This is a genomic window from Candidatus Hydrogenedentota bacterium, from assembly GCA_019637335.1.
Classification (GTDB): Bacteria; Hydrogenedentota; Hydrogenedentia; order Hydrogenedentales; family JAEUWI01; genus JAEUWI01.
The window spans coordinates 370,206-393,686 of the sequence record JAHBVV010000002.1; the positions used below are offsets into that span (position 1 = coordinate 370,206).

The 23,481-nt window shown below is 65.5% G+C and carries 24 protein-coding genes; 9 read left to right on the forward strand and 15 right to left on the reverse strand.

Annotation, left to right across the window (positions count from 1 at the left end):
• Nucleotides 1-7 precede the first annotated feature (7 nt).
• From KF886_05005 to KF886_05075, 15 genes are all read right to left on the reverse strand, one after another.
• Nucleotides 8-1,747, reverse strand: coding sequence for a hypothetical protein (locus tag KF886_05005; protein ID MBX3176696.1), 1,740 nt, complete (start codon nucleotides 1,745-1,747; stop codon nucleotides 8-10).
• 2 nt (nucleotides 1,748-1,749) lie between these two features.
• The gene (locus KF886_05010; GenBank protein MBX3176697.1) at nucleotides 1,750-2,433 is read right to left on the reverse strand and encodes a phage tail family protein; all 684 of its coding nucleotides are present in this window, start codon (nucleotides 2,431-2,433) and stop codon (nucleotides 1,750-1,752) included.
• Nucleotides 2,434-2,475: 42 nt separating this feature from the next.
• On the reverse strand, nucleotides 2,476-2,889 hold the full coding sequence (locus KF886_05015; protein MBX3176698.1) for a hypothetical protein: 414 nt from the start codon (nucleotides 2,887-2,889) through the stop codon (nucleotides 2,476-2,478).
• Between the two features lie 362 nt (nucleotides 2,890-3,251).
• Nucleotides 3,252-4,301 carry a hypothetical protein gene (locus tag KF886_05020; protein MBX3176699.1) on the reverse strand — a complete coding sequence of 350 codons (1,050 nt, stop codon included), beginning with the start codon at nucleotides 4,299-4,301 and terminating at the stop codon, nucleotides 3,252-3,254.
• A 231-nt stretch (nucleotides 4,302-4,532) separates the two neighbouring features.
• Complete coding sequence (locus KF886_05025) at nucleotides 4,533-4,913, reverse strand: hypothetical protein (GenBank protein ID MBX3176700.1); 381 nt, start codon at nucleotides 4,911-4,913, stop codon at nucleotides 4,533-4,535.
• Nucleotides 4,914-5,056: 143 nt separating this feature from the next.
• Nucleotides 5,057-5,761 (reverse strand): hypothetical protein, encoded by a 705-nt coding sequence (locus KF886_05030; GenBank protein MBX3176701.1) that lies wholly within the window; start codon nucleotides 5,759-5,761, stop codon nucleotides 5,057-5,059.
• An 18-nt stretch (nucleotides 5,762-5,779) separates the two neighbouring features.
• On the reverse strand, nucleotides 5,780-5,974 hold the full coding sequence (locus KF886_05035) for a hypothetical protein (protein MBX3176702.1): 195 nt from the start codon (nucleotides 5,972-5,974) through the stop codon (nucleotides 5,780-5,782).
• A 54-nt stretch (nucleotides 5,975-6,028) separates the two neighbouring features.
• Nucleotides 6,029-6,718, reverse strand: coding sequence for a hypothetical protein (locus KF886_05040; GenBank protein ID MBX3176703.1), 690 nt, complete (start codon nucleotides 6,716-6,718; stop codon nucleotides 6,029-6,031).
• Between the two features lie 189 nt (nucleotides 6,719-6,907).
• Nucleotides 6,908-8,155: a hypothetical protein gene (locus tag KF886_05045; protein MBX3176704.1), complete on the reverse strand. Its 1,248-nt coding sequence runs from the start codon at nucleotides 8,153-8,155 to the stop codon at nucleotides 6,908-6,910.
• A 158-nt stretch (nucleotides 8,156-8,313) separates the two neighbouring features.
• Entirely contained in the window at nucleotides 8,314-9,339 is a 1,026-nt protein-coding gene (locus tag KF886_05050; protein MBX3176705.1) for a hypothetical protein, read from the reverse strand.
• Nucleotides 9,318-10,529, reverse strand: coding sequence for a PD40 domain-containing protein (locus KF886_05055; GenBank protein MBX3176706.1), 1,212 nt, complete (start codon nucleotides 10,527-10,529; stop codon nucleotides 9,318-9,320). Before KF886_05055 ends, KF886_05050 begins: the two co-directional genes overlap by 22 nt.
• 121 nt (nucleotides 10,530-10,650) lie before the next feature.
• Nucleotides 10,651-14,484, reverse strand: a complete 3,834-nt coding sequence (locus KF886_05060) for a M4 family metallopeptidase (protein MBX3176707.1) — start codon at nucleotides 14,482-14,484, stop codon at nucleotides 10,651-10,653.
• Between the two features lie 445 nt (nucleotides 14,485-14,929).
• Nucleotides 14,930-15,778, reverse strand: coding sequence for a transglutaminase family protein (locus KF886_05065; GenBank protein MBX3176708.1), 849 nt, complete (start codon nucleotides 15,776-15,778; stop codon nucleotides 14,930-14,932).
• 84 nt (nucleotides 15,779-15,862) lie between these two features.
• On the reverse strand, nucleotides 15,863-16,726 hold the full coding sequence (locus KF886_05070; protein MBX3176709.1) for a fructosamine kinase family protein: 864 nt from the start codon (nucleotides 16,724-16,726) through the stop codon (nucleotides 15,863-15,865).
• A gap of 9 nt (nucleotides 16,727-16,735) precedes the next feature.
• Nucleotides 16,736-17,215 carry a low molecular weight phosphotyrosine protein phosphatase gene (locus KF886_05075; protein MBX3176710.1) on the reverse strand — a complete coding sequence of 160 codons (480 nt, stop codon included), beginning with the start codon at nucleotides 17,213-17,215 and terminating at the stop codon, nucleotides 16,736-16,738.
• A 164-nt stretch (nucleotides 17,216-17,379) separates the two neighbouring features.
• Between KF886_05075 and KF886_05080 the strand changes: the two genes are divergently transcribed.
• The 9 genes from KF886_05080 (at nucleotide 17,380) to atpA (ending at nucleotide 23,478) form a co-directional block, all read left to right on the forward strand.
• On the forward strand, nucleotides 17,380-17,613 hold the full coding sequence (locus KF886_05080) for an AtpZ/AtpI family protein (protein MBX3176711.1): 234 nt from the start codon (nucleotides 17,380-17,382) through the stop codon (nucleotides 17,611-17,613).
• On the forward strand, nucleotides 17,601-17,987 hold the full coding sequence (locus KF886_05085; GenBank protein MBX3176712.1) for an ATP synthase subunit I: 387 nt from the start codon (nucleotides 17,601-17,603) through the stop codon (nucleotides 17,985-17,987). The genes KF886_05080 and KF886_05085 overlap by 13 nt, the downstream gene beginning before the upstream one ends.
• Before the next feature lie 5 nt (nucleotides 17,988-17,992).
• A complete protein-coding gene (locus KF886_05090; GenBank protein MBX3176713.1) occupies nucleotides 17,993-18,751 on the forward strand; it encodes a F0F1 ATP synthase subunit A in 759 nt (252 codons plus the stop codon).
• A 60-nt stretch (nucleotides 18,752-18,811) separates the two neighbouring features.
• Complete coding sequence (locus KF886_05095; GenBank protein MBX3176714.1) at nucleotides 18,812-19,795, forward strand: ATP synthase F0 subunit C; 984 nt, start codon at nucleotides 18,812-18,814, stop codon at nucleotides 19,793-19,795.
• Between the two features lie 69 nt (nucleotides 19,796-19,864).
• Nucleotides 19,865-20,182: an ATP synthase F0 subunit C gene (gene atpE / locus KF886_05100; GenBank protein ID MBX3176715.1), complete on the forward strand. Its 318-nt coding sequence runs from the start codon at nucleotides 19,865-19,867 to the stop codon at nucleotides 20,180-20,182.
• Nucleotides 20,183-20,201: 19 nt separating this feature from the next.
• Nucleotides 20,202-20,621, forward strand: a complete 420-nt coding sequence (locus KF886_05105; GenBank protein MBX3176716.1) for an ATP synthase F0 subunit B — start codon at nucleotides 20,202-20,204, stop codon at nucleotides 20,619-20,621.
• 3 nt (nucleotides 20,622-20,624) lie between these two features.
• Nucleotides 20,625-21,392 carry a hypothetical protein gene (locus KF886_05110; GenBank protein ID MBX3176717.1) on the forward strand — a complete coding sequence of 256 codons (768 nt, stop codon included), beginning with the start codon at nucleotides 20,625-20,627 and terminating at the stop codon, nucleotides 21,390-21,392.
• Nucleotides 21,389-21,946, forward strand: coding sequence for an ATP synthase F1 subunit delta (gene atpH, locus KF886_05115; GenBank protein MBX3176718.1), 558 nt, complete (start codon nucleotides 21,389-21,391; stop codon nucleotides 21,944-21,946). The genes KF886_05110 and atpH overlap by 4 nt, the downstream gene beginning before the upstream one ends.
• On the forward strand, nucleotides 21,943-23,478 hold the full coding sequence (gene atpA, locus KF886_05120; GenBank protein ID MBX3176719.1) for a F0F1 ATP synthase subunit alpha: 1,536 nt from the start codon (nucleotides 21,943-21,945) through the stop codon (nucleotides 23,476-23,478). Before atpH ends, atpA begins: the two co-directional genes overlap by 4 nt.
• The last annotated feature ends 3 nt before the right edge of the window (nucleotides 23,479-23,481 follow it).

Consider the following 23,481-nt stretch of genomic DNA (forward strand, 5'->3'; position numbering starts at 1 on the left):
GCTCCCTTCAGTCCAGATGAAATCCCGTGTCCAGCCCGATCGATCCGTCGTCCAGCCGGAACTGGAAGAACGCCGCCAGACTGTCCTGGCTCCGCGTGATGAACGACAGCGGGCTGCTGACCGACCGGTACGGCGAGGTGAGATCAAGCCGGCTGGTCATCCGTTCCCCCGCGAGCCGGTGCGCCACCCGGCGCACCCGCCCCACCAGCCGCTCCTGGAGCGTTTCGCCCCAGCGGCCCGCCAGATCGGCGTCCAGTTCCGCAATCGCCTCGCCCCGAAACTCCAGCAGCATCCCCGGTGTGATGTCCGTCACGCCCCGGTGGAAGATGGCGCGCCCCAAGACCCGCGGCCACGCCAGATCCTGTAGCAGCCCCGACGAGAGTTGCGCCGCGTCCGAAGCCTGGCTCAGTGCGTAGTACGGAAAGTCCCGATACGCCGTCCCAAAGCGATCGATGCTGTCGCCCTCGGCGAAGTAGCCGTCGACCCCCCCGAACAGCGGATCGCCCTGGATCCGCAGCAGGTTCACCAGCCCACGTTTGTCCCGCCCGAGCTCCACGGCGGTCTCCACCGGATCGAAGACAACCACGCGATCCACGGCGTCCCCGCGCCGGAAATGCACCGCCAGATCCTGGTCCACGTGGAATACATAGCCGCCACCCAGCGCGGCCAGCGCCGTGAGCACTTCCAGCACGCCGCCGCGCGCCTCGAACGCGCCCACCACCACGTCGCACGGCGCAACCGAATCCGTATTCGGGCCGGTGTACGAAAAAAAGTCCTTCAGCGCCATCTCCGGCACGTGGTAGCGTCCCTCGTCGTACAGGTAGACGTCCGCGTGCCCCTCCTCGACCAGCCCCGCGTTAAAACATTCGCCGCCGCCATACACCAGCCCCAGGTAGCGCCCGAACACGTCCACCCGATCGTCGAAGGCCCCGCTGGGGTCACGGTGCGGGTTCAGTTCGATAAAAGCGATGCCGTTGGTATCGAGGTACTGCTGCAATCGGACTTTGGCCGCGTCCGCGCGGCGCTTGTAGGGGCTCGCGTTGTATTGCGCCTCGCTCCAGCCCGCGATCTCCGGGTGGCGCTTGATCGCGTGGCTGTTCAGGCTCGTCTCTTCGCAGTCGATCAGCATCAGCCGCAAGTCCGGCCACGCTTCGCCGTCCACGGCGAGCCCCGCAATCGTGTCGCCGTCCTTCGCGTAGGCGCCCGACATGTCGATACGCGCGGCGTCAACCCACTGCCCGCTGTCAATGCCGCCCACCGCAAGAGCGTCGGTTTCCGCCTGCCGTACGAGGAACTTTGCGTACTCCCGCTCCGCGCCGTCCGGGTAGGCCGTGTGGCCCACCGTGTAATGCACATTTCCGAGCGCGCTGTTGATCGCCGCGCGAACCATCGCGTCGGCGCGCTCGTTCTGGAAGCTCCGCGACACCCGCCGGTTCCCCGCGCCCGCGTCATGCTCCGCCTCGAAAGCCAGCAACTCGTGAAAGTTCACATAGCGATCCAGGATCAGCCGCCGCGCTTCGCCCCACGCGGGCCGGGATCGGGTCACCGTGCCCGTGGCGGCGAGCGCGCCCTCCAGGCGAACCCGAACCGTATAGCCCACGCCGAAGCGCCCCGCGTTCACGGGCAACAGGCCCACAATGCGATCCCGCCCGTCCGGCCCTTCGCGCACGATATCCAGCAGGGGAACTTCCCCGAGGCGCGCGGTCCGGACCCCGGCCCGGTCAAACACCTCAACCTCGTAGTTCATGGCTACCACCACCGCGGCCGCCACGCCACGCTTCCCGTGGCCTGGTGGCTGCTCATAATATCGTCGGTGAACACCAGCTCCGTTTCGCCGGGCGCGAGCCGCGGGAATTCGCCGGAGGTATACCCCGTAACCTCCACCCCGTCCAGGCGAACCTCGCGCTTGACCGCATCGATAACAAGCGTCGATCCGCCCGCCACTTCTCCTTCATACACGATCATCCGCGTCCCATCGCCCACGCCGGGCGTGATCAGAAAGTCGTCGGCCGCCAGCGTGATGACCGGATCCGTTGGCGCGTTGCCGGTGTTGGAGACTCCCAACACTTCGCCCGATTGCCCGATAACCCACGGGAGCGTTTCAATCGCCTCGGATTCCTCCCACGCGCTCTCCGCCCGCAAATCAACGACGAATTGGCCGGTGAGCGCACGCCCGTTGATCTCCCGGACAAGGCCCTCCCGCCGCGCCGCGATCTGGCGCCCCGGGCGCAGCGAAACCAGGACCGGCGCATCCATCGACACCGCTTCCGTGACCGCGTCCAGCGCGGCGATCAGCGACGCTTCGTCCGCCGCGCCGCGCAACAGGCCCGTAATGCGGATCGCCCGTGTCTGCTTGCCGCCCACCACTTCATACTGCTCCCGCACCACGGTCGTCCGCGGGTTGAACACGTAGCCGCCCACGCTGATGGACACCGCACCCTCCTTTCGTTAAGGTCTCGCCCGAGTCCGCCGCCCTCAGCGGCCCAGCACCGGCGTCGTCCGCGTCAGCAGCACCGGGCTGGCCGCGACCGCCCGCCGGACGAATGGACCGAGCAACAAGTCCGCTTCCCGTTCAAAGCGCCGCGCAATGCTCATCAACGATGCGAATTTCTGCCCGATATCCACGCGCTGCCCGCCGATCTGCACCGTGACCTGCTCCACAGCCTCCCGCGAAGCCAGCGCGCGAAGCAGCACCGCCGATGCGATCAGCGTCTCCCCCTGAATCAGCGCGCCGGGCGGGCTCTCCTCGTCCACATCCGCGCGCAGCGCCGCCAGCACCCGCTCGTGCGCCTCCGCGATGCAGGCAGCAATCAACGCCCCGCTCGCCACCGACTCGTCATCCGCCTGCACATGCAGCCGAACCCCCGCTTCCGTCGCAAATTCCGCCATCCGCCCGCCCTCCTTTCAAAAGTCCGCCAGTCCTGCCCATTGCTCGCGAAACTACCGCGGGGAGGCGCAACACCTCCCCGCGGTTTCCCCCTTCACCCACCGAACTCGTTCCCACGGTCCTCCGTGGGAATGCGTACCGTTCCGCTCAGCGGAACAACCCGTCACTCTTCACTCTTTCCGTCTGCGGCGGACGTGCCGCACCTTCACCCTTTCCGCCTGCGGCGGACGTGCCGCACCTTCACCCTTTCCGCCTGCGGCGGACGTGCCGCACCTTCACCCTTCACCCTTCACCCTTCACCCTTCACCCTTCACCATTCACCATTCACCATTCACCATTCACCCTTCACCCTTCACCCCTCGGCTCAGCTCCAGGCGCTCGTCATCACAACGCGCGCCTTCTCGTACGTGATCGCGAAATCCGTCACCACCGTGAGGTAGGTGCGATCCCACTGCTGGCTGATCAGCTTGTCCGACTCCACCAGCAGCTCCTGCTCGGTCAACTTCTGCACCGCAAACCCCGCGTCAAGCAGCGTAAGCGTGTCCTCCGGCTGATCCGCCATCGGAACAAGTTGCACCCCCAGCGGCGTCGGCAGTTTGCCCGTCTTCGCGAAGTCAAACAGGTTGCTGTCCGAAATCTCCGGCAGATTCAGGATGGACTGCGCCGTCGCGCTGTCGGCCAGCATGTGGGTCGGCGTGAAGTAGTGCTCCTGGCTCAGCTTCATGAACGCCGTGACCAGGTCCGCATAGGTCCACGTACCTGCCGCCGCCGTGTTCAGCCCCACCGGCGCCGTCGCGCCCCCCGAGTTGTCGCCATACGCAAGCACCGAGGCCACGCGCGCGTCCAGGCTACGGCCCAGCCGCTCGCCGATCCGCCGCAGGTGCGCCCGGAGCATGTCCACGCTCATGCGGCGCACCGCCTCGTAGGACGCCAGCACCCCGCGCCCCTTCTTGTCGAGGCGCACGATACGATCGCCGTAGTTGATCTCCGACTCCGGAATCGCCGCGCCCTCGGCGACGCTCCGCAGCTCCTCGTCCTCCTCGTTCTCGAGCACGTAAGGCACGTCGTAGGCCGTCCCCTCCACCCGCTCGTCGTGCATGATCAGCTCGGGGTACACCGGCTTCCGCTGCATCCCCGAGACGACCGCCTCCCGGACAATATCCGGAAACAGCCACTTCGCGTTCGGATCCGACTGAAAAAACCGGTCCACCGTGATCCGGTTCACGTCGATCCCGAACTCCTGCGCGCAGTAATCCTGCATGGTCGTGTCCAGCGCACGGAAATAGTGCTGGTGCGTCAGCCCCAGATTGTTCAACGTCTCATACAGCCCCTGGCCCCGCGTCTCCCGCAAGGCCTCCGGATCCTGCGCCAGAAACCGGACCTGCTCCTTCATCTGCGTGTCCTGATACGCCATCGTTGTGTCCTTATAGTCGGTCAAGCCGCGCCGGTATGGCCGCGGCACGATATTCCCCTGTAACTTCGAAACGGATTTGGATCGGGCGGATCGAATCTGGATCAGACTTCACGCGCCACCCCCGCACAAGAGGTGAGGATCCCCGCGGATTCTACCCCCACGGGCATGGCGGCGCGCCGGGGGCGGCCCGCCCCATATAGCCTTCCGCCCCCGGACGCGCGCGCCCGCTCCCTACAACAGCACGTGAACCGCCGACGCCGCCGCGTCCACCTTCACGTTGACCCCCCGGCCATTGCCCGACGCCGGCGCCTTCACCGCGCCATCCGTCGCCGACGCCACGATCCCCTGCGCGCCATCCACCGACGGCGCCGTCCCCGTGTACGTGAAGACGCCGATGCCCCGGACCTTCACCGGGATCGCCGCGTCATTCGCGTCCGCCGCCGCAAGCGCCTGGCCAAACACCGCATCCTCCGCATCCGTCGCGTTCGTTACCGTGTACGCGCCCGTCAGTTTCACCGCGTCCCCCTTCGCAATCGCAACCGCGCCCTCCGCCGGCGTGCGGCACGTGATAATCAACTCCGTCACCGCACCGCCAATATCCCCAAAAGCCATCGCTATACCCTCCTGTTACATACGCCCCGAAGCCCCACGCCCCAAAGCAATCTCCTCAACCACCCTTCACCCTTCACCCTTCACCCTTCACCCTTCACCCTTCACCCTTCACTCTTCACTCTTCACTCTTCACTCTTCACTCTTCACCCTTCACCCTTCAAAATCCCCATCGCACGCCCCACATCGCCCCGCGCCTCCCAATCGCCCAGCGGCGCCGGAATCGACACCGCACGCGGCGGATACTTCCGGTCAAAACGCACCTCCAGCGTATGCAGGTACTGCTGGATCACCCCGAGCGGCTCCCCGGCAAGCGTACGGCGCCACAGCGCGGCGTCAAACGCGTCCCCGTCCAGTTCACGGCCCAGGCCACAGAATCGCGCGATGGCCCGCGCCCGCGCCGTCGCGCCGTCCCGCGCGAGCGCCGGAATTTCCCCCAGCGAGGCCCCCAGCGCCTCCGCCGCAGCCCGAATGCCCGCGATCACCCCCGCGGACAGACCCCCGACCGGCTCCACCCGCACCCGCACGGTCTCGCGCGCTCCGCAAAGGACCAGCACCCCGGTGGACGGATCCCCGCGCTCCCAGAAATACGTTCCCCCGTCCTCCCGGACCGCCTCGCCATCCTGGTCCAGCCAGTGCAGCGGGTGCGGCGCCTTCGCCGTGGCCCACGACTCCGGACCCAGCGTCGCGCCCTCGATGCGATACCCCATCAGGTAGCCGTCCTGCTCGAGCCGCAGATCAAGATGGGCCCCATCGCCGTCCCGGTGCCGGTGGAGGACAAAGCGCCGCCCGTCCCCATCAAAGCGCAGCGGGTTGTCCGCCAGCGTTTCCGCCGTCAATCGATACAGCATTCCGCTTCCTTTCCCTCGTTACTGCGCCATAAGCTGCTGGGCGAGCGTGATCGACACCGCGATCAGGTTCGCCACCAGCAGCATCACCCCGCGCGCCAGCGTACCTTCAAGCCGCGCCACGCGCTCGCGCACATCGCGCAGATCCTCCCGAACGTTCGACATGTGCAATGCGTGCACGGGCTCGTACGGGCACCCGCAAATCGACTTTTCCATGAAACACTCCCCTTGCGCCGCGCCGGATCCGGCCGGCCGGTGGCGGCCAATACCCTACTCCCGCGCCCAGAGGCCGGCCCCGCCCTTCTCAAACGCCGCCCCCGCACCTTCGAAACCGCGTGATCGCGCCAGACCGGCGCCGTCCCCGCGCACGAACCCCGTCCCCTGGGAACCCGCCGAAACCACCGACCCCTCCGCCACTTCAATCACGCCCCGCATGATGAAATGGCAAGTCTCCCCGCCATACGCTCGCCCGGGAACGTGCTCGCACGTGCGCAGGTCCTTCCCGCACACCGAACACGCCGGCAGCCGGAACGAGAACCCGATCGACGTCTCCCGGTAGACCCCGCCCTCGATGTTCAGAATAAAGTCCGCGTTCTCCGCCGTGCGCAGCACGTACACCTCCGGCCGCACCGACACCACGTCGCCTTCGCGGTGCAGCGAGGAACGAAAGAAGCGACCGCGCGGAAGGCTGCCGCGAAGGTCGTGCCGCTCCATCAGCGGACGCCCCGGAACCAGCTCGTTGATCCGCGCGAGTTCCTCCTCCGGAAAACGGCTGAAATGCCGGTCCACCTGGTTATTGCAGAGATCCAGCGTAAACACCGCGTACTCCGACGGATCCAGCTCCCGCAACGCGTAGCGGTTCACCGCGTCCGCGCGATCCGCCGCCACATCCTCCCCCAACGCCGACCGCATCGCCACCAGACGCCCCGCCTGCCGAAACACAAAAGGTTCCAATTCCAAACCAGCCTCCTTTCCAAGCCGCAACCGCCCCAATCCGATCAGGAACCAGCCCCCCACGAACCACGCCCCCAACAAACCAGATCCCAACCGTTCGCCGCTCCTTAAATACCCATAACTACTGTGGCGCACAATGTCAACTGTCAACTGTCAACTGTCAACTGTCAACTGTCAACTGTCAACTGTCAACTGTCAACTACCCAACGCCGCCTTCACCCCCGCATCGTCGATCACCCCCGCCTCACGTAGCCGGAGCACGTTCCCGATCTCCTTCTCCCGCGCCTGCGCTTCCCGGTACACATCCACGGTGCGGTTGCCCCGCATCCGGACCTTCGCCTCGGCCTCGCCCCACATCAGCGCCAGCTCGAAGTTATACACACGCTCCAGCAGGCAGCGCACGCTCCGGTTCACGCCCTCAACCTGGCGGTTGATGATTTCGAACTGCGCCGTGCCGTAGGTCTCCGTCGTGCCGTAGTTGCGCCCCAGCAGGATCGGCATCAGGTGCATCCCCGTGATGACCTGCTCCTCGACCGCCTTGTGGTTGTCGTAGAACACCTGCGCCTGCTGGTCGCCCCGGAGCAGCGCGATCTTCACGTTGTCATACGTCACCACGTTCTGGTCCGCCTCCAGCCCGGCCAGCTGGTCGCGCAGCGCCGACAGGTTGGCGTGCATGCGCTCCTGGTAGGCGTCCGCGTTTTCGCCCCGGGCCCTCTCTTCCCCCGCATACTGCACGTGGAGCTTGCTCCATCCCGCGTTGTGCGTCGCCTTCGCCATATCCTCAAGCAGCCGCTGCTGGATCTTCACGACAAACGGGATCGATCGCAGCATCGACCGCCCATACGGATTCGTGCCCTCCCGGTCCATCCCCACGTACACAAACCGCTCCATCGGAAGTGGGATCGCCTCGCCGCCCAACACCTGGTATGCCTGGAGCGCCCCGCCCTCCCGCTTGAATCGCACGGTCCACACGTCCACCGGCACGACATCCCAGATCGATTCCCGGTTCTGCGACAGCACGATCTCCACCGCCGCCGCGCCATACGTGAACAGCGAGGTGTAGAAGATATCCAGCAGCCCGTCCATCCCCCTATCCCCGGAATTCACCCGCCGGTTCAGCGCCGCGATCAGCCGCTCGGCCCGCGCCCGCGCAACCTCGGAGCTCGTCTCCTTGAATTCGACGTCGTAGCCCGTGTCGCACAGGCGCTTCCACGTCCACACCGCGTCGGAAATATCCGGGATTGCGTCGCGGAGGAAACGGTACACGCGGAGCATCTCGAAGGGCGTCTCGTTGGGCAGCCCCACAAAGTCCCCGAGAATGCCGGCCCCGCCGCCGAGATCCGCCGTCCGGCTCGCCGTCTTAAAGGTCCCCGCCGGCGGCTTCGGAGCCGGACGCACACCCCGCCTGCCTTTCTTGCCGAACCAATCCGTCCATCGCGCCATCCCTGCCCTCTCCGTGTGTCGTATTCCCCGGTGCGGCCCACATGTGCCGCTGTCTATAGGGATACGGTCTTTCCCGCGATTCCGGGTAAAGCACGGATTTACAGGTATTTACATCCAGCCAGCCGGGGCGCGCGAATCGTGAACAGCCACAAACGGGATCAGGGCGCTTCGGCGGGGGGAGGAGTTGGTGAAGCGGGGGAGGGTTGCTGAAGCCGGATAGAGACCGGGCCCACGTCCAGGAGAATGACCGCCCCCCGGGGAATGACCGCCGGTGGAACGATACGCGTGCGGCCCCAGGGCGCCGTGTCCCCGGTTTCCGGCGGAACCGACATCGCCACCAGGTAGTCCAGTGGGTCATCGTTGAAAAGCGCCAGCTGGGCGCGAACATCCCAGTCGATCCCATAGCGCGTCACGATGCCGGTGCTCCAGCGGCTCGCGCGAAGGGCGCGCCGCGCACGGTGCGCGGGGCCTATCCAGCGGCTCGAACGCGCCTGCTGCGCGGCGAACCCCGGCCCCAGCACGAGATAGCCATCCTCCCCGAACGTGACGCCATACACCGGCGCGCCCAGCGATTCCGGCCAGGATCCCGATCGCAGATCCGAAATGTCCGGGCAGAGATACACCGGGATCGATGCGCCTTCCAGCGCCGGCCGGATCGCGGCGTAGTCCACCGGCGCGCCCTCGCGGGAAAAAGGCCCGACAGCGAACACGAGGGAAGCCGCCGATATTCGGGCCGCTACCCCCTCCGCGATCGATGCGCCTTCGGGGCCAGGTTCCAGGAGCGCGGTACCCCGCACAATCGCCAGGGTGTACGACACCGGAGCCTCGGGCAAAACGTAAACCACGTTGCGGTGAAGTTCCGCACCGGACGCTGAATCGACAAGCACATCATACGCGCCCGGCGGGAGCGATTCCGGCAGCGTGGCCCGGCCCTCCAGGCCCGCGGGTGACGGATCAAGCGCGAGCGCCAGCGAATACGGCTCCCCGCCGCGCGACAGGCCGATCGCGCCTTCCTCGCGAAGCGCAATGTGGATCGTGCCGCCGGGCGACGCAACCGCGGGACGCCCCGCCACCGGCCAGAGCAGCACGCTGGAGGCGGCGGCTGTCCCGGCGACCGCCAACAGGATCGTGCCGATCACCGCGCCCCATACCCCTCTTCCCGCTAACGAGTTCTGGGCCGCCACGCGGGCGCCTCCTTTCCGCCGCCGGCGGCCGTCAGCGCGCGGCGGTCTGCATCTTCGATTTCGGCGGCGTGCAGTTCGGCCGCGCCCGATTCATCCGAAACATAGACCAGATATCGGCCATCCGGGGACCAGGCCGGTGACCAGCAAGCGAATTCCCGACCGCCCGCCACGTGGCGAACGTAGGCGGTGTCCGTGAACACCGTGTAGACGCCCCGGTTTCCGCCCCGAAACGATTCAAAGGCAAGCAGCTTCCCCTCGGGCGACCAGACCGGATTCCAATCGGCCGCGCGATGATTGGTGACATTCACAATGCCGCGCCGCCCCATCACAAAGACCTCACGGTCGCCCCCTTCGTCCGATTCAAACGCAAAGCTTTCCGTGTCGCCCGGGTCCTCAAAACGGTAGGCCCCAAAGCCGCCGCCCGGTGTCGCCACGATTTCCGCGTCCGTCCAATCCGGGGTCACCCCCCAGACCGCGGCGCCGATCTCCGCCCGCGCGGGGTCCGCCAGCGGCATAATCGGAAGCACCTCACTGTGCGTAACGAGCACGATCCGCGTGCCAAGCCAGGGCCCGCGCCCCGGCATGCCCGGCAGGGCCTGAACCGCGATCAGGGCTTCGGGCAGCGTCTGCGCGCCGAGCTCCTCCCGCGTCATACGGGCTTCGGTCAGAAGCCGCCCCATATTCACACCCGGCGCATCGAGAACCTGGTCCGGAACGAGGTGCAGTAAAAGCTTCGTATGGGGAAGCCAGCGCGGCGCCAGCAAGCCCGGCTGCGATCCGCCCCATATAGTCTCCGCGCCGCTCTCCAGGTCCGCCACCACCAGTGTGCTTGCCGCGCCACGAGCAGCCGCGCGGCAGAACACAATTCGCCGGCCATCCGTGGACCAGGCCGGCGCCGTGTCCCAGACCCCATCGCCGCCATGAAGCCGCCCGCCACGGCCATCGTGGCGAACCAGCCACGTGCCGCGCCCTCCGTCCCGGCCCGCGGTTTCAAACAGCAGCCACGCGCCATCGGGCGACCAACGCGGCGCGCCATCCTCCCGCCCCGGACCCACCTGCAGCGTCTCTCCGCGTTCCAGGTCCAGCACGAAAACCGCGCCGCCATCGCCCGCACCCGTGTCCACGTAGGCGATCTGGCCCGCCACGGATAACAGTCCGCTCATCGCGGCTATAAGGCACAGAAATCCCATGCGCTTTCTCGTTCTTCCTTCCGCGGGAGCCCGGCGCCCGCGGGCCCGCCGTCTAAAAACAACCGCCGCGTGAACGGGGCCACACGGCGGCTGTAACGTTTATAGTGTACGGGCTGGCGGTCTAGCGGTGCAACGCGCGGTTAACCACCAGCTGGATATCCGACGAATTCACCTGGCCGTCCCGGTTCGCGTCGGGATTGATATCGGCCGTCTTCGCCTGCAACTGCAACACGGCGTTCACCACGATCTGCACATCAAGCGCGTTGATCTTGCCATCGTTGTTGACGTCCGTTACCTGAATCCCCGCGCCTTCGCCCAGGTAGGTGTAGGCGTTCTGGAGAATTCCCGCGCCATTGACCGTGGTCACCACGACATTCACCAAACCCGGCGCGTGCATGGGCGTGCGCACTTCCAGTTCGCCGGCGCTGATCGACCGGATGCTGGTGGCCTTCACGCCGCCAAACGTCACCGAAATCGGCGCGGAGAGCCGCGATCCCGTAATGCGCACCAGATCGCCGCCCAACACGCCGCCCAGGGCCGGCGTAACAGCGACGATCTCCGGAATGCCGTTAACCGTGACCCGCGGCGAGAACGCAATCGGGCCCGATATCCCGCCCACCGAAACCGGCACCACGCCGAAGTACCAGATGTCGCCGCTGCGCGTCGCCTGCGGAGATACCTGGAAGCGGTTGGTCAGGCTGGTCACAATCTGGTTGTTGCGGTACCAGTACAGGATTGAATTCCCCTCGTCAAAGAAGGACAGTCCGGACCCCGTGTCATCCGGATGCAAATAGGTGTACTGCGCGCGCAGCGAACTCTCATCGCGCACCGCACGATCCTGGCGCGGATCTTCGCCCAGCTCGCCGGCCGAAAGCGCCAGGTCAACCGCCTGTGGCAGCACCAGCGTGAAGCCGACCTGCACCAGAACATCCTGGTACGCCACCTGGCCCTCGGACTGCGCCGTCACGCGAACGCGATACGTCCCGGTGTCGCCCGCGCCCGTCGCCCAGAAGAACGTCCCCGTGCCGTCGCGGTTATCCGCAAAGGGCACGCCGCCTGGCCCGTCCCATGTCGCCGAGAGCAGCGCGGGAGCCGCCGCGCCCGCCGGCCCCGCCGACTCCACCGTGAAGCGGGCCGTCTCGCCCGAAGCAACGACCGGTGGCGTTACCGGGTTGATCCGCAACAGCGAATTGGTGGGCGGAAGCTCCGAAAGGTCGGAAAGGCCGCCCGCGCTCACCACGCCCGGGAAAAGCGTCGCCGGATCCACCGGAACACCCCGCCCATCCGAAAGCCCGATGACCGCGCTCGTCGCGACAGCGTCAAGATACGTGATCCGGATCTGGCCGCCATACCAGATTTCCACCTGCACCGTGCTGGTGGAGCCCACCGTGGACGGAGACAGCGCGTTGAACTGCGGCACGTTCTCATGGGTGACGACCAGCCGGTCGTCCAGCGCCCGGAACCACATCGCGCCGCCGGCGCTCGCCGCCAGGCGATCCCCCAGAATCCCCGATCCCGCAAACAGGTACGAAATGCGCGGTATCGCGAAATGCGACTCCAGGCTCGGATAGTTCAACACGTCGTCCACGGGTATGGGCTGGAACGCGATGTACCCGTTCGACGCCACAAACAGTTGAGAGAACGCCTCGCCAAAGAACGACACCCGGCGGTTCCCCAGCGAGATCACGATTCCGGAATCCTGCGGCGTCGATATGTCGATCGCGCGGCCGTTCGCGTCTTCGCGCGCCACCGGGAGCGCGAAGGCGTCGGGGATGAACGTCGCTTCATAGTTGTTGAAGCTGCCCACGCCATCCGAGGGGCGCCCGACCGGCGTGAATACCAGCTGGCTGAACGCGAGATCGACGGCATTGCGGCCCGTCCGGTTATTCGCGCCAAACACCTCCGTCAGCGCCTCGCTCGCCGTTTCGCCCGCCGTGGCAAGCGCCGAGGCCACCTGCGGCAGGCCCGTCGTCAGGTCCGCGATCACGCTGTAGAAGTACGTCTCCCCGGCAACCACGTCCCGGTCCAGATACTGCTCAAGCGTGCCCCGCGCCAACACTTCGCCCTCGTCCAGGCTCTGCGGGAAGCGCGTCGGGCTCCGAAGAAGCACCACTTCCGTGTACAGCGAGGATTCGGGATTGGTCCAGCTCAACGCCACCACCGGATTGGCGGAGAAGTCCTCCGTCGCCGTGGCCCGAAAATCGCGCAGGCCGGTCTCAAAAATGAAGGCCGGAACAATCTCCACCGCGCGCCCCGCGTTCACGATGTTCAGGCGCGTGTCGAAGTCCAGCCCCAGCGTCACCGCTGAAGCGCCGAGCGCCAGGAACAGATCGTTGTAGTCCGCGCCCGGCGTCAGGAGAAACTGCGTGCCGAAGAAAAGATCGGCCGCCACCTCGTAACCGAGGCCCTCAATCGTGTAACCGTTGAACGTGTCGCCATCCGTCAGCAAATACGCCAGCTTGTTGCCGATGCCGCTGTTGATGTGCACGCCCCCGTTGTCTATAAACGAATTCGTGTTGAACAGCAGCGGGCTCCCCAGGCGGTCCGGGTGGCCGAATTCCGTCGGGTCCTTCATGCTGCGGATGCCCGGCGCCGACGCCCCAAGCCCGATGCGCGCGAGAATCGCCGGCGAAAGCTCTTCGCCAATATACCAGCGCGTGGACTCGTTGTCGTTCTCGCTACCGTTCGTCTGGTCCACCCACTCGCCCCACATGTCGGAAAATGACTCGTTGATCGCCCCCGAGAAACCGAAGTAAATCAGGTCGGAGGTTGACTGCGTAACGCCGTGCGTCAGCTCGTGCGCCACGATGTCATCGGTCACCCAGCCGGAGCCGTAGGACATCTCGTTGATCTCGCCGACGCCCTCGCCCGTCTGCCCCGGTTCGAAGGAACAGCCCCAGCACGCATTGTCGAACGGCAGGTTTACCGTCGCGATCAGCGGGCTGCCCGCGCCATCGAAGCTGTCCCAGTCGTGCTGGTTGAGAAAGAAATTATAGGTATCGCCCAGAAATTCGTACGCCGCGTCGACATCCGCGACGCCAGTCGCGCCGCCGCCCTCCACGCGCGCCGGTGTGGCCGGTTTCGTGAACAGGCCATCCGCGTTGAATATCTGCCGGTCAAGCGCGTGTTCCAGCCGCGAATAGTAAAACGCCACCTCGCCGCTGTGCGCGTCAACAAGCACCTCGTAGTCCGCCGCCTCCGCGCCGCGCGCCACCAACCGCAACCGCCACACAAGCTGCGTCTGGCCTTGAAGGCCAACCACCCCCGGCCGGTACACCATCAACTCCGCGCTGCCGATCTGCTGGAAGTCGCGGGCGGAATGAGCCCCGGAAGACAGGGCGAAAAAGCGTGCCGCGCCCTCCGCGGCCTGCCGGCCCGTCAGCGCCGGCGTCAGCGATATGTTGCCGGCGTCCAGCACGCGCGTGTCGCGCATTACGTCGCTCATTACCGAGCGAATCCCGAGATCGGAACCCACCTGGACCACTACCGTCGCACCATAAACCGGCACCGAACCGTACTGCTGTTGCAGGCGCACAAAGCTCGATCCCCGGTGCTCCAGCACCGTGCCAACCGAAAGCGCCGTCGAAGAACTCAACAGGCCAAACGCCGCGCCGTGATCCTCGATAAACACCTCCGCAACCGCGCCCGGGCCGCCCGACTTCGCGCCGTCGTCACGCGCCACAAAGCGCCCTCCGGGAGGCGCGCCCAGGAAGCGGATAAACCCTTCCTCCGTCTGGTGGATAACCGGAGGCTCCGTCGCGCCCGGCGCTTCCAGCACCTGCAGCACGGCGCCCAACGCGCCCTCCTCCACCTCAAACGACTGGGCGTATGCGGGCCCCGCCGACACAAGCACAATCAACCCGAAGGCAATGCAACCGGCAACAACGGCGTGAAGCGCGCGCCAGCCCGGCACCAGGCCCGATCCCGTTATTGCTCCAGCCCGACATCCTCGCATAGCTACAATCTCCTTTGAAAAGCTTCCAATTCGCAGGGGCGGCCCTGTTTGCCTGGTGCACCCGGCTGCTGGTTGCATCCGGGAGCCGATCGCCACCTCGTGACATGCACCGGCTCGCCTGACCTGGCCAGAAGCTATGGCTCCCCACTGTATCTTAGTTGCGGCGCTTACATTCCCAATCGCGCTGACAAGAATTACCGGCCATTGCGGATTCCCGCCATCGTACTATTTTTTATCTTAACCCTTCTACACCAATACGATACGATAAGTCAAGGAAAACCTGCGACACGCGAAGCGCATACTGCGAATAATGCACTTTCTGTCCCGCCCGCTCCACAAGGCGTCCCAACCGCCACTATACGGCCTGGACCAGGCCCCTTGTCAATGCCGCGAACCAGGCGGCCCAATCAACAACCGCACCGGGGCGCGGCGCCGGCCCCGGCCCTCACCGCCGCGCGCCAAAATGCCGCTCCGTCTCCCGAAGCAAGTCGAGCATGAGACGAGAATTCGCCTCATGCGACACCTGCTGGTAGGCCCGAACAAGATTGCCAAGCACCCGGCTCACAATCTGTTCCACCGAGGCCGCCTCGTCCAGAACGGCTTCCGCCGCCTCCCGGGAAGGGCCCTGCATTTTCAGAAACGACTCCCGATCCAGCATCCGGCCCCCATTAAAGCAATCCACCAGCACGATCTTCCTGCGAAGCACAATGCGCGCGAAGAAATGATGCGGCCAGTTGCAGCCGCCGATATTCAGCCCCAGCCGCCGCCCCACAAGCATATACACGCACGCCAGGCTGATGGGAAGGCCGCGCCGCGATTCAATCACGTACACCAGGTTGCTGTTCTGCGGATGGTAATAATTGGACCGGTCCCCCTCCAGGCCCTTCTCCTTGAAAAGGAACCGCGCCAGCGTCTCCTCGTCCACCGTGCCCCCCCGGCGCCGGAACTCGGCCTCCAATCCGTCCAGGAGCCCCCCCAGCGACTGCGCGTGGCCCGGCCCGTTCTGAAAATCCGCGATCAGGGTGAACGCCGCCTCCAGGCGTTCCAGGGGCGCCATCGCTATTGATCCCAGCCAGGCCTCCCACGACGTGCGCAACAAGCGCCGCGCCTCTTCCCCCACCAGCTGCTGGATCCGCGCCAGCGCGGCGTCGTCCAACGCCGGGGTTACCCCGGCAAGGCGCGCGTGCAATCCGGCCCCAAACCCCAGGAATTCACGGCCCAGCGCCTCCTGGACGACCGGCGAGTCATCATCCAGCAGCCGGATTAAGAAGCCTATTTTGTCATCCTCGGACATGTTCCGCGTTCCCGGCAGGTTAGTCCCAGATCAAGCGGGAGTCACTCATATTGTACACGCGTTGCGACCTCGAATCCCAAGGCGTCAGGAAATATATCCAAGCCGGGAAAGCGTGCGCTCTACCCCGCCGAGGTATCCCGCGCCAAAAAGCCGCGTGTGCACCAGCAGGGGGTACAGGTTGTAGATGTCGCGCCGCACCTCGAAGAAACCGGCCTGGATTCCTCGCAACCCGTCGTACGCCTCGAAAAAAGCGCTTCCAAACGTGTTGAACAGCGTGATGAACGCAAGTTCGATCTCGGGGTGCCCGTAATACACCGCGGGATCCAGGAACCCCGTGATCCGCCCGTCCGACGCAAGCACATTCGTCGTCCAAACATCCCCGTGCAGCAGCGCGGGATACTCGGGTTCCTCCAGGTACCGATCCAGATCGGCCGCGAACCGCTGAATACAACCCAACGTCCGCGCCGGCATGATTCCAGCCGAATGCGCCTCCCGCGCCATATACAGAAGCCGGTGCTCCCGGAAAAAAGCGATCCACGAACCCGTTTCCGGATTCGGCTGGCGTAAACCGCCGATCAGCGTCGCCCGTTCCAATCCATGGCGCGCCCCCCTAATCCCGTGCAACCCGGAAAGCAGCTCCGCCGCATGAACCTCGCTGCGCGCATTGAACTGGCTGTCGCCCGGCACAAACTCCATCACAAGCAGCCCGGGAGAACCATGGAGAACCGCCGGCACGGGCAGTTCACTGTGCTCCCGCAGGTACCGGAGCATGTACGCCTCAACATCGAGCCGGGGCGACGTCCCCCCGTCCACCTTGGCGACCGCCGCGCCGCCGCCCTCAAGCGAAACCGCATACACCTCGCCAATGCACCCGCCGCCCAGGGGCCGGGCGGAAGCCACCGGCCGCCCCAGCGCGCCGCCAATGGCCGATCGGACCCGATCATCCATGCCCCGGCCTCATCCCGCGGCCCGCTCGCGCTCGATCGTCTCAAGCAGGCGGGCCGCGCTTGTCGCAACGATGCTGAACACCGTCGCGAACCCGTCGCCTTGCCCGTAATACGGATCCGGAACCTCCTGAACACCCAGTTCCGGCGCAAACGCCGTCAGCCGGTGCAACCGGTCCCGGAGATGCTCGGGACAGCGCTTCCGGAGCTCGCGCAGGTTCGCGTGATCCATCGCGACGATGTAGTCGAAACGCTCAAAATCCTCCGCCGTCACCGCGCGGGAACGCTGCCCGCTCATGTCGATTCCGTGACGCCGGGCCTCCTCCTGGCTCCTCGGATCCGGCGGCTCCCCCGCGTGCCAGCCGCTCGTGCCCGCCGAATCAATCTCATAGTTCGCCGCAAGCCCGCGATCCGCCACGAGCTTCCGGAACACCCCCTCCGCCGTGGGCGATCGGCAGATATTCCCCAGACACACAAAAAGAACGCGTCTCATAGCCAAAGAAAAACTCCTGTTCGGGCGCGCCCCCGGCGCCGCGCCGGAAGCCACAGCCGGCTATTGTACCGGCCCCCCGGGCCGCGCGTCGAACCCGCCGCGCCGCCTTGCGGATCGGCGCCCGCCGGTGCTACCGTAGGGGCCGTCCGCCGAGGGACGATCCAATGAAATCCCCAAAACGCCCCGAAACCACCGCGGGCGCCTTCCAATTGCTGGGACAGCTCGGCCTGACCATGGTGGCCTGCTGTCTGGGCGGCCTCTGGGCGGGCCACAAACTCGACCGCTGGCTCGCCGCGGGCGGCCTGCTTACCGCCCTGGGGGTGATCGGGGGCGTCGCGGCGGGCGCGCTCGCCACCGGCCTCCTTCTCTACCGGAACATACCACCGTGGAAACCTTAGTTCGATTCCGACAGGCCACCGTCAAATACACACTCCTTCTCACGGTCATCGGCGCCGCCGCACTCTGGCCTCTGAATATTCCCGCCGCCAAAGGCCTCCTCATGGGAGGGATCGCCGGCGTGCTCGGATTCTGGATCAACGCGTTCGCCGTCCAGAAACTTGCATCCTCGGACCCCGATAAGATAACCTTCACCGCAGTCAAGTGGACATTCGTCCGCCTGTTCTTCTATGCGCTGGCGATCTACCGGTCCTATACCCTGGACACGGAACGCTACTACGGCATGATCGCGGCCGTGCTGGGTGTTTTCTTGGTCAAGTTCGTCATGATCACGGTTGCATTCGCGAACCTCGACAAGAACCGACGGAGAGACTGATCGCCATGGAATCCATCGGAGAACGGTTGATCTGGAATTTTATCCCCTTCACCGATATCCCCATTCCCCTCGGCGGAATCAATGTCCTCACCGTCATCAATACCGCCGTCGTCATGGCCCTTATTTTCGGCCTCTCCTGGCTCGCCATCCGCCGCCGGGAACTCGTGCCCGGCCAGGCCCAGATGAGCCTCGAACTCTTCACCGGCATCTTTGACGGCCTCGTCACCAGTTCCCTCGAACTCGAAACCCGCGAGAAGAACCGGCGTTTCTTCCCCCTCATTGGCGCCCTCTTCCTATTCCTCATTCTCAGCAACTTCATCGGCTTCGTCCCCACCCACTATTTCGAAGAGCCGACCGCCGACATCAATTGCACCCTCGGCCTCGGAATCCTCGGCATGGTCATCGCCACCTGGTGCGCCATCCGGACCAAGGGCGCCTACGGCTACTTCGAGGAGTTGCTCGGGCCTATGTGGCATCAGCCCGATGCCGCGCCCGGCGCGAAAATCGCCGGAAAGCTCTCCGCCCTCTTCTTCCTCCCGCTCAATATCATCGGCGAACTCGCCAAGGTCGTCTCGATATCGTTCCGTTTGTTCGGCAACATTATCGGCGGCAGCATTATCATCATCGTCGTTTCCAATCTCGTCTACAATTTCAGCATCCTCGCCATCGGGCTGGACCTCTTCTTCATTTTCTTCGTGGGCGCGGTGCAGGCCTTTGTGTTCACCATGCTCACCCTGACGTATATCGCAGTCGCCATCAAATAAAACGGTGGCCGCGCCCCGCCGCCAAACCAGATCGCGCCTGCGTCCAGGCAAGGGTTACCAGTGGAACTTGAACCGCATACATGGATGTTGCTCGGCAACTACGCCGGAGCCGGGCTCGCCCTCGGACTCGGGGGAGTCGGAGCCGCCATAGGCATGGGCAACGCCGCCGCGCAGGCCAATTTCGCCATGATGCGCCAGCCCCGTGTGCAGGGCGAAATGCTCCGCACCATGCTCATCGGCCAGGCCGTCGGCGGCAGCCCCTCCATCTTCGCCCTCGTCGTCGGCATGCTTATCCTCTTCGTGCCGCCCGCCGCGCCTGAAGTCGTCGGCGGCAACTACTTCGCCGCCATGATCGGCGCCGGCCTCGCCGTAGGTCTCGGGGCCTTCGGCAGCGGCCTCGGATGTGGATGGCCCGCCGCCAGCGCCTGCGACGGCGTCGCGCGCAATCCCCGCCGCGCAAGCAACGCCACCCAATCCATGATCATCGGCCAGGCCGTCGCGCAATCCCCCAGCATCTTCGCGCTCGTCGTCGCCCTGATACTCGTCCTCGCCGCCCGCGAAGGCACCGATCTCCCCACCATGGGCATATGCATCGGGGCCGGGCTCGCCATGGGAGCCAGCGCGCTCGGATCGGGCATCGGCTCGGGACGCGCCGCCGGCGGCGCCGTCGACGGCATCGGCCGCTGGCCCCTCGCCTACGGGGTAACCCTGCGCACCATGCTCATCGGCCAGGCCGTCTGCGAAACCCCCGCGATTTTCGGCATGCTCGTCGCATTCATCATGCTCTTCGCCATGGGCGACCTCGACCCGGGCCTTATCGGCTTCGCCAAGACCTTCGGCGCCGCCGTAGCCGTCGGATTCGGCGGCATCGGCCCGGGCATCGGCTCGGGCCTCACCGCCGCCAGCGGATGCGCCGCCACCGCCGCCAGGCCCTCCAAGGACACCCTGATCCTGCGCACCATGCTCATCGGCCAGGCCGTTTCACAATCCACCGCCATCTACGCGCTTATTATCGCGCTGGCGCTCCTCTACGTTGTTGCTTGATCCCGCGTATCGCGGGTTGGACTTTGTAAGAAAACACGGCCCCCCGGGCCCTGATAAAGGAACATGACCATGATCGACCCGACCACCATCGTGACGATTCTGAACACCGTCGCGGCACAGGCCCCCCAGGCCGCCACCGGCATCGACGGCGCCGACATCATGAAAGCCGGCGCGCTTATCGGAGCCGGCATCTGCATGGGCTTCGGAGCCATCGGGCCCGGCATCGGCGAAGGTTTCGCCGCCGGCAAGGCCTGCGAAGCCATCGGGCGCTCCCCCCAGGACGCCGGCCTCCTCACCCGAACCATGCTCATCGGCCAGGCCGTTTCCGAATCCACCGGCATCTACTCGCTCGTTATCGCCCTGCTCATGCTCTTCGTGATTACCTGATCCGGGATTTCGCAGCACCATGGTTACCATCAACCTCACCCTCTTCGTACTCCTGGCCATGTTTCTGGCCTTCCTGTGGGCAATGCACCGGTTCATCTTTCGGCCCGTGCTTGCCCTCATGGACCAGCGAGAGCAGAAGATGGCCGAGGACCGGGCCGTGGCGCGCGAAGCAAGCGCCGACGCCGAACGGATCGAGGACGAGTACAAGCGCCGGCTCGCGGCAATACACCGGGAGGCCAATGTGCATATCACCCGCGCCCGGCGCGCCGCCCAGGAGCAACACCAGGCCCAGGTCGACGCCTTCAAGAAACGCGCGGACGAGGATCTGCAGGCGCTGCGCAAGGAAATCCGAAGCGACGTAAACAGCCAGCGCGATCAGTTCGGCCCCCTGGCCCACGAAATCGCAAACGCCATGGCCAAGAAACTGGAACTGGAGTAGCCCGTGAGCCCCGATACCAAGAAATTCCTGCTCCGCCTGGGCCTCTGCGCCATAGCCGGCTGGATTGCGGGCAATTGGCTCCTCGGCCCGCCGGGGCTCTCCGACGCCTACATGGAGGCGAACCGGCACGAGCACGAGCACTACATCGAGATCATAAAGAGCCACGAGTACAAGCTCTACGCGCAGCGCCCCCACCTGGCCGACCTCGCCGCGGACCCCCATCTCGCCGATCGCGTGGCCTTTGTCGAGGCCTACACCGCCTCGGAAGACTTCCAGGCCGAACAACACCGGAGAGAGCTGTACAGCCTGTTCTTCGAGTTCTTCAATTCCGGCCTCGTCATCGTTCTCGCCGTGCGCCTCGGCCGCGCGCCGCTCCGCGCTTTCCTGGACGAACAAATCGAAGGAATTCGCGAGAAGCTGAGCCAGTCGGCCCGATCCCGGAAGACCGCCGTCGCGCGCAAGGCCGCCGCCGAAGTCTCCATTGATCGCCTCCCCGAAACCGAAATGCGCGTGCATGGCGAAACCGAACGCCGGCTTGAAAAGGACCTGCACGAACTCGCCGAGGCAAACCACTACAGCCTCGGGCTCCAGGAGCGCGAACTCGTCGAGCGAAAAAAGGCCGCCGTGCACAATGCGGAGCTCGCGGTCAAGAGACGCCTCGTCAACGCCGCAATTGAAGAATTGACCGCCCGCGTCCAACAAGCCCGCCATGACCAGAGCGCCGACCCCCTCCTCGACGATTTCCTGGAAGAGCTGGAGGCGAAACGGTGAAAAACTATCTCATCGCAAATCGCTACGCGCGCGGGCTCGACCGCGCACTTCCCGAGGAGGCCAACCGCGACGAAGCCGCGGCCAGCCTCCGTGATCTCGGCAAGCTCTATGCCGCGCAACACGGCCTCCGCAGCGTACTGTCAAATCCCGCCATTCCGGCCGATCAGCGGGCCGCCGTCTTGGAGTCCGTCCTCGAAAGGGAAGGGGCGCCGCGGCACGTCCGCGAACTCCTTCACACCATGCTGCGCCGCGGCCGCATCTCCATACTCCCGGATGTCGCCGAGCTCTACTCGGCCATGGCGGACGCCCACCTCGGCCGGGCGGGCGCAGCCGTAACCACCGCATCGGAACTCTCCCCGGACCAGGCCGAGCAATTGCGGCTCGCCCTCGAACGCTTCACCGGGAAGAGCGTGCGCGCCGATTTCTCGGTCAACCCCAGGCTGCTCGGCGGCGTGGTTACGCGAATTGAAGGCAAAATCATCGACGGAAGCCTCCGCGCCCGGATCCGGCGTCTCAAACAATCCCTGCTGCCAGAGGAGAATCTAGGCGGATGAAAATCCACGCTACTGAAATCACGGAAATCATCAAACAACAGATCGCCGGCTTCGACTCCAAGGTGGACGTCGCCGAAGTGGGCACGGTCATCCAGGCGGGCGACGGTATCGCCCGTATCTTCGGCCTCGAAAACGTCATGGCCGGCGAAACCCTCGAATTCCCCCACGGCGTTAAGGGCATGGCCCTCAACCTCGAAGAGGACAATGTCGGCGTCGTGCTCTTCGGCGAGTACGAAAAAGTCGCCGAAGGCGACACCGTTAAGCGCACCGGAGCCATCACTTCGGTGCCCGTCGGCGACGCCCTCATCGGGCGCGTCGTTAACGCCCTGGGCGACCCCATCGACGGGCGCGGGCCCATCGAAACCACCGAATTCAATCCCGTCGAGCGCCTCGCCCCGGGCATCGTCGATCGCCAGCCCGTTTGCGAGCCCCTCCAGACCGGCATCAAGGCCGTCGACGCCATGACCCCCATCGGACGAGGCCAGCGAGAGCTGATCATCGGCGACCGCCAGACCGGTAAGACCGCCATTGCGATTGACACCATCATCAACCAGCGAAACGAGGATGTGATCTGCATCTACGTCGCCATCGGGCAGAAGCGCTCCACGGTCGCCCGCGTCGTCAGCGAGCTCACCAGCCACGGCGCGATGAACTACACCATCGTCGTGGCGGCTTCCGCTTCCGTGCCCGCGCCCCTCCAGTACATCGCGCCCTATGCCGGTTCCGCCATGGGCGAATACTTCCGCGACCGCGGCAAGCACGTCCTGATAATCTTTGACGACCTCTCGAAACACGCCGTGGCCTACCGCCAGCTCTCGCTCCTCCTGCGCCGCCCCCCGGGCCGCGAAGCCTATCCGGGCGACGTCTTCTACCTCCACTCCCGCCTGCTCGAGCGCGCAGCCAAAATGAGCGGCGAGCGCGGCGGCGGAAGCCTCACCGCCCTGCCCATTATTGAAACCCAGGCCGGCGACGTCTCCGCATACATCCCGACCAACGTCATCTCCATCACCGACGGCCAGATCTTCCTGGAAAGCGATCTCTTCTACTCCGGTGTGCGCCCCGCCATCAACGCCGGTATCTCCGTCTCCCGCGTCGGCGGCAACGCCCAGATCAAGGCCATGAAAAAAGTCTCCGGCACCCTCCGCCTCGACCTGGCGCAGTTCCGGGAACTCGAAGCCTTCGCCCAGTTCGGCAGCGACCTCGACCGCGCCACCCAGTTGCAGCTCAACCTCGGCCGGCGCCTCGTGGAAATCCTCAAGCAGCCGCAATACCGGCCCCTCGCCGTCGAAAAGCAGGTCCTCATCATCTACGCCGCCACCTCCGGCTACCTGAACAACGTACCCGTCGCCGCCGTGCACCGCTACGAGGACGAACTCTATCATTACTTCGAAACCGACGCCCGCGATCTCATGGAAGACCTCCGCGCGAACCGCGAAATCACCAAGGATCTCAAGCCAAAGCTCGACGCCGCCCTGAAGGAATTCACGCAGCAGTTCGAAGTTCGCCACCGTGGAACCGTGGAAATCAACTAGGCC